The 581-nt window shown below is 72.3% G+C and carries 2 pseudogenes; both read right to left on the reverse strand.

The features are described 5' to 3' along the window. Window positions 1–270 (reverse strand): annotated as a pseudogene (locus PJ985_RS23260) (transcriptional regulator); the annotation flags it as partial. Then, a pseudogene (locus PJ985_RS23265) lies at window positions 270–581 on the reverse strand (DNA-binding protein); the annotation flags it as partial. The pseudogenes PJ985_RS23260 and PJ985_RS23265, both read right to left, overlap by 1 nt.

A 581-nucleotide genomic window follows, 5' to 3' on the forward strand; every position in this document is an offset into this window, starting at 1 on the left:
CAGCTTGGCGCGGTTCTTCGGGGAGGGGGAGCGTTTCCCGGCGGTCCAGGCCGCCAGGGCCCGCCGGCTGATCCCGGCGTCGGCGAGGGCGGCGCGGCCGGCGGGGGATTTGGTGAGGTAGTTCAGGCGTGCGGTCCAGCCGCGGCGGGTGTCGGGCGGGGAGGCGATGCCGGTGACCATCCGCTCGATGCCGGCGCCGAGGGCGCGGGCGCCGGGCACGCCCTGGGCGCCGAGCGCGCCGAGGTCGGCCCAGCGGTTGTCGTCGGCCATCAGGTGTCCCGTCCGGTGAGGGTGGCGGTGTAGGTGACGGGTTCACCGGTACGTGAGTCGGTCTTGACCTTCATGTCGGCCAGGCCGGTGCCCTCGGGGAACACGGTCCGCCAGTCACCGGCCACGTGCAGCTCGTCCGTGCCCGCGACCGTGACCACGGTCAGTCCGGCGGTGGCGGCGGCCTTGTAGGCGCGCCACCACAGGTTCGCGAATGCTTGGGAGCGGATGAGGTGGACCCAGTCCGGGCGGACCAGTTCACGGTTGTGGGGGCTCTCTCCGAGGGTGGAGACAAACTTCGCGTACATCTGCTT

Origin of the sequence: Streptomyces sp. ACA25 (assembly GCF_028200735.1) — a bacterium.
Lineage (GTDB): Bacteria > Actinomycetota > Actinomycetes > Streptomycetales > Streptomycetaceae > Streptomyces.